The organism is Streptomyces katrae, from assembly GCF_000966975.1.
GTDB lineage: Bacteria > Actinomycetota > Actinomycetes > Streptomycetales > Streptomycetaceae > Streptomyces > Streptomyces katrae.
Map to the genome: position 1 here is coordinate 1 of NZ_JZWV01000629.1, position 5,463 is coordinate 5,463.

General features: G+C 76.1%; 7 protein-coding genes. 5 read left to right on the forward strand and 2 right to left on the reverse strand.

All coding sequences use genetic code 11. The features are described from left to right. Window positions 1-200 (reverse strand): hypothetical protein (locus VR44_RS46460; protein ID WP_045949374.1); only part of this gene is annotated, 200 nt, incomplete at its 3' end. A 91-nt stretch (window positions 201-291) separates the two neighbouring features. Between VR44_RS46460 and VR44_RS41400 the strand changes: the two genes are divergently transcribed. The 4 genes from VR44_RS41400 (at window position 292) to VR44_RS22465 (ending at window position 4,105) form a co-directional block, all read left to right on the forward strand. Further along, window positions 292-1,023 (forward strand): ankyrin repeat domain-containing protein, encoded by a 732-nt coding sequence (locus VR44_RS41400; protein WP_052713768.1) that lies wholly within the window; start codon window positions 292-294, stop codon window positions 1,021-1,023. Next, on the forward strand, window positions 1,020-2,219 hold the full coding sequence (locus tag VR44_RS22455; RefSeq protein WP_045949375.1) for an AAA family ATPase: 1,200 nt from the start codon (window positions 1,020-1,022) through the stop codon (window positions 2,217-2,219). The genes VR44_RS41400 and VR44_RS22455 overlap by 4 nt, the downstream gene beginning before the upstream one ends. Window positions 2,220-2,236: 17 nt before the next feature. Beyond that, window positions 2,237-3,442 (forward strand): vWA domain-containing protein, encoded by a 1,206-nt coding sequence (locus VR44_RS22460; RefSeq protein ID WP_094191840.1) that lies wholly within the window; start codon window positions 2,237-2,239, stop codon window positions 3,440-3,442. A gap of 117 nt (window positions 3,443-3,559) precedes the next feature. Then, window positions 3,560-4,105 (forward strand): TerD family protein, encoded by a 546-nt coding sequence (locus VR44_RS22465; protein WP_045949376.1) that lies wholly within the window; start codon window positions 3,560-3,562, stop codon window positions 4,103-4,105. Between the two features lie 146 nt (window positions 4,106-4,251). On the opposite strand, the gene VR44_RS22470 is transcribed toward VR44_RS22465, so the two are convergent. Further along, the gene (locus VR44_RS22470; RefSeq protein WP_045949377.1) at window positions 4,252-4,881 is read right to left on the reverse strand and encodes a TetR/AcrR family transcriptional regulator; all 630 of its coding nucleotides are present in this window, start codon (window positions 4,879-4,881) and stop codon (window positions 4,252-4,254) included. Window positions 4,882-5,068: 187 nt separating this feature from the next. Here VR44_RS22470 and VR44_RS22475 point away from each other — a divergent pair. Then, window positions 5,069-5,463 (forward strand): phosphatase PAP2 family protein (locus VR44_RS22475; protein WP_045949378.1); only part of this gene is annotated, 395 nt, incomplete at its 3' end.

Consider the following 5,463-nt stretch of genomic DNA (forward strand, 5'->3'; position numbering starts at 1 on the left):
AGCGGTTCCGCTTCGCCCCGCACTGGCGCGGCCTGATGCTGCTGGAACCGGCCGGCGCGGGCGCGGAGCACGGGCTGCTGATGCGGGTCGTCGACGCCGACACCGTGCGCGACGTCCCCCGGCTGCCCGACCATGCCTGGCAGCCGCTGCCCGACCCGTACCTGGTCCGCACCGGCCGGACCGCCCCGCACGAGCTGCACCCGCTCGTCGCCGGAGCCCTCTTCCCCGGAGCCGGCCCGGCCGCGGGCCCGCCCGCCCCCGCCGCGCCGCGGCCCGTCCGCGTGCGTCCGCGTGCGCTGCGTCGGCGAGTGGCACGAGGTGCGCTCGCGGGACGGCGCGATCGAGATCCCGCACACCGCCGAGGAGCAGCAGCGCGAGCGCGCCATGCGCGCCTTCGGAGGCGCCGTCGCGGGCTGCTTCGCCGTACGCGACGCCTGGACCACCGGAGAGGGCCGGCTGCCGCGCGCCCTGCGCGCCGAGCGGCGCGAGCTGCTCGAACGCGTCCAGCACGGGGACACCCCGGGCGTGCTCGCCCTCCTCGACGCGGGCATCGACCCCCGCGTGCGCAACGGCCGCGGACAGGGCCTGCTGCACCTGCTGCCGTTCGTACGCCACGAAGAGCTGCTGCCCCGGCTCCTGGCCGCCGGCCTCGACCTGGAGCGGGAGGACGACGCCGAGCGCACCCCGCTCCTGTGCGCCGTCCAGAACGGCGGTACCGCCTCCCTGGTCCGCGCGCTCCTCGCGGCCGGCGCCCGCACCGACGTCGTCGACGAGATGAGCCTGTCGCTGGGCCAGGTGGTGCGCCGCTACAAGCGGACCGACCTGGCCTTCCTCAAGGAACTCGTCGAGGAGCGGCACCCCGGCATCGGCTCCGAGGAGTACGACGAGTTCATGGACGAGCGGGAGGAGTGGGAGGAAGCGGAAGAAGCCGAGGACCCCGACGACGGCTACGCGGCCGTCGGCGACACTCACGGCAACGGCAACGGCAACGGCAACGGCAACGGCGAGGCAGGGGAAGCATGACCACCGCACCGACCCGGCCGGCGCCCGCGCTGGCCGCCGCCGACGCCCTCAACGCCCGGCTCGGCGCCACCCGTACCGAACCCGCCGCCAACCCCCAGCTGGAGGCACTGGCCCTGGCGGTGACGGCCAATCAGCCCGTCCTCCTGTGGGGCGAGCCCGGCATCGGCAAGTCCGCCGGCATGGAGCGGCTCGCGGACGCCCTTGGGGTCCGGCTGGAGACCGTCATCGCCAGCGTCCACGAGCCCTCCGACTTCGCCGGGCTGCCCATCGTGGGCGACGACCCCGCCACCACCGGCGTGCCCATGGCCCCGCCGGACTGGGCGGTGCGCCTGGCCCGCACCGGGCACGGGCTGCTGTTCTTCGACGAGCTGTCCTCCGCCCCGCCCGCCGTCCAGGCCGCACTGCTGCGCGTGGTCCTGGAACGCCGCGTCGGCAGCCTCGAACTCCCCGCCTCCGTACGCATCGTGGCGGCGGCGAACCCGCCCTCCAGCGCAGCCGACGGCTGGCACCTCAGCCCGCCGCTCGCCAACCGGTTCGTCCACCTCGACTGGACCCACGACGCCCGCACGGTCGCCCGAGGCATGGCCGGCACCTGGCCCGAGACGGCCCTGCCCGCCGTCGACCCCGCCCGGGCCTCCGGGGCGGCCGCCCGCGCCCGCGGCGTGATCTCCGGCTTCCTCACCGCCCGCCCCGGCCTGGTCCACCACATGCCGAACGACGCCGAGGGCCGCGGCCGGGCCTGGCCCTCCCCGCGCACCTGGGAGATGGCCCTGCGCCTGCTGGCCACCGGGTACGCGTCCGGCGCGGGCCGGGAGGCGCTGTCCGCCGCGCTCACCGGGGCCGTCGGCGACGGCGCGGGCCTGGAGCTGCTGGCCTACCTGGAGAACCTCGACCTGCCCGACCCCGAGAAGGTGCTGGCCGACCCCGACGCCTTCGCCCTGCCCAAGCGTGGCGACCGGCAGCTGGCCTTCCTCATCGCGGTCGTGGCCGCCGTCCAGGGCGAGCCCACCCGGCGCCGCTGGGAGGCCGGCTGGGCGGTGCTCGCCAAGGCCGTCGACGCGGGCGTGCCCGACGTGGCCGCGCGCGCCGCCGCCGACCTGGCCGCGATGCGCGACCTGTCCTGGACCGGGGGCGGCGGGATCGACGCCTTCGTGGAACTGCTCCAGCTGGCCGGCGCCCTCCCCGGCGCCCGCTGACCGGGCGGGCCGCACCCGTGGACCGTCCCCTGGACCGGGCCAAGCTCCTCGCCGCCCGCTACTCGGCGGCCGAGGCCCGCCCCTACCTGGCCTCCGCCCTGTACGCGCTGACCGTCGTCCCCTCCCCGGGGCCGGCGGGGGTGACCACGATGGGCGTCGACCGGCACTGGCGCTGCTACGTCTCGCCCGGGTTCGTGGACCGGACCCCCGTGCCGGAGCTCGCCGGGGTGTGGATCCACGAGGTGGCCCACCTGCTGCGCGACCACCACGGCCGGGCCGACCGCCTTCCCGCGGCCGACCAGCGCGATCCGCTGCGGATCAACATCGCCCAGGACTGCGAGATCAACGACGACCTCCTCGCCGACGGGCTCCGGCTGCCCGAGGGCCGGATGGAGCCGGGCCGTTTCGGCCTCCCCACGGGCGGCCTCTTCGAGGGCTACCTGCCCGCCATCCCGCACACGCCCCCGCACCAGCACGTGGACTGCGGATCGGGCGCGCACGGCGTGCCCGCCCCCTGGGAACTCGGCGGGGGCGAGGGCACCGCCCGGATCGGCCCGGTGGAGGCGGAGGCGCTGCGCCGGACCACCGCCCAGGCCGTACGCGCCCACCGGCGCACCCGGGGCCGCGGCAGCGTCCCGGCCGGCTGGGAACGCTGGGCGGAGCAGGTGCTGGAGCCCGTCGTGGACTGGCGGCGCGCCCTGACGGGGGCGGTACGGGAGGCCGCGGCCTGGGCGGGCGGCGCCGTGGACTACACCTACCGCCGCCCCTCGCGCCGCACCCCCGCCCTGGGCGGCCGCGTGGTGCTGCCGAGCCTGCGCCGGCCGCTGCCCCGGGTCGCGATCGTCGTGGACACCTCCGGGTCGATGGGCGACGAGGAACTCGCCGCCGCCCTGGGCGAGGTGACCGGGGTGCTGCGGGAGGTCGGCGTCGGCGGCAACCGGGTCGCGGTGCTGGCCTGCGACGCCGACGTACAGGCCGTCAACCGGGTGACCAGCGCCCAGCAGGTGACCCTGGCCGGGGGCGGCGGCACCGACATGCGGGTGGGCATCGCGGCCGCGCTGGACGTACCGGACCGGCCGAACGTCGTCGTGGTCCTGACCGACGGCTACACCCCCTGGCCGGACGGCTCCCTGCCCTGCAGGGTGATCGCCGCGCTGATCGGACCGGACGCGCCGCAGCCGCCGGACTGGGTGGAGACCGTACGGGTGCCCCCCGCGGGCTGAGCCGCCGACTGGCCGGTTGTGTACGGTGGTCCGCCCGGTGATCACGAACGCGTGGCAGCATGGCCGGGCCGCACGTGGGGGACACGGCCCGCGGCGGCCCAGTGGAGGGGGAGTCCGGTGACCGGAGTACGCAAGGGCCTGGCCAAGGTGGAGATATCCCTGCGCTGGGACCCCAGCCCGGCGGGCACGCCCCCGCACGACCTGGACCTCGTCGCCGGGGTCTTCGGGGCCGGCGACCCGTACGGGCAGTCCGTCTACCTCGTGCACTTCGGCAGCCGCGCCCCCGACGGCACGATCACCCTCGACCGGGACAGCCGCAACGGGCAGGGCTTCGGCTGGGACGAGGTGATGACCCTCGAACTGGACCGGCTGGCCCCGGAGCTGGTCCGCGTGGTGGTCGGGGTGGTGATCCAGGACCCGGGTCCGGCGGGTACCCCCGGCCGCACGGTCTTCTCCGCCGTCGCGGGCACGGGGCTGCGCATCCGCGAGGGCCACACCGACCTCGCCACCGGCGACTTCGCCGGGCTCGCCGGGGCCACGGCGGCCACCGTCGCCGAGTTCCTCCGGGACGGCGAGGGCGGCTGGACGCTGGACGCCCGGACCCACGGCTTCGACGCGGACCCGCAGGAGTACACCCGGCTGATGGGCGCGGCCCGGGGCTAGGGACCAGAGGGTTTCCGGACCGGACGGGGCGGCGGTCCCCCTGCTCGGGAGGGCCGCCGACCCGTCCGGGTGGCGCGCTGCCGCCGTCCCCACGAGGCAGCGCGAGCGGGTCGCCGTCCGGTCATCGTGAACGGCGGCCCACCGGTTCAGGTGGCCGGATGGTCTCCGGGGCCGATGCCCAGGGCGGGCAGCAGGGCCGCGTCGACGAACCTGACCAGGTAGTCGGCGTCCGCGTAGCGCCCCTCCAGCACCGGCCGGATCCGCAGGACGCCCATCAGCTGCGCCGCCAGGAACTCCACGGCCGGGTGGTCCGCGGCGATCTCGCCCCGCGCCACGGCCCGCGCCACGATCGTGTCGAAGGCGGCCAGCTCCGGCTCGACCAGCGCCTCGCGCAGGGCGCGCTGCAACTCCTCGTCGCTGAGCACGGCGTTGCCGAGGGCCTGGGTGAGGCGGGTGTCGCGCCCGGAGGTACCGGCCGCGATCCGGGCGGCCTCGCGCAGGTCCTCCGCCAGGTTCCCGGTGTCCACGTCCGCCAGGGTCCGCTCGCCGCGCCGGGCACGGCTCGCGCGCAGGGCGGCGGCGACCAGCTGGGGCTTGGTCTTCCACTGCCGGTAGAGCGTCGACTTGCCGCAGCAGGCCCGCGCCGCCACGCCCTCCATGGTGAGGGCCTCGTACCCGTGCTCGCGCAACTGGTCCAGGACGGCGTCGTAGAACTCCTGCTCGCGCTCCGGGCTGATCTTGGAGCGGCGCGCGGCGGTCTGCGGCGTGGACGTCATGGGGTGCGGCTCTCCTCGCGAGCTCACGGGACGGTAGGTCGTGCTCCCGAGTGTAAGGCCCCCGGGGCTTATCGCTACACCATCGTATCGATACGCGAATGTATCGATACACTGGCGTGTCGATCGGAATCGGTCCGACCGAAGCGACGGCACGCCGCTCCACCCGAAGAAGAAGTGAGACCGGGGGATGACCTCCCACACCACACCCGGCCGGCCGACCGCCCCCGCGGGCGCGGCCCGGCGCCGGCTCATACGCGAGTTGCTGCTCGTCGCGGGCCTGTTCGCCGTGTACAAGGCGGGCCGGATGCTCTCGACGGGCCGCACCGAAGAGGCCCACCACAACGCGGTCCGGGTGTGGGACGCCGAACGCGCCCTGCACCTGCCCGGCGAAGGGGCCGTGCAGCGGCTCCTGCTCCACTCGGACACCGTCGTCCACGCCGCGAACACCTACTACGCGGCCGTGCACTTCCCGGCGACCGTCCTGTTCCTGGTCTGGCTCTACCTGCGCCGCCCCGGGCACTACCTGTGGACCCGGCGGGTGCTCGCCGTGCTCACCGGCGCCGCGCTCGCCCTGCACCTGTC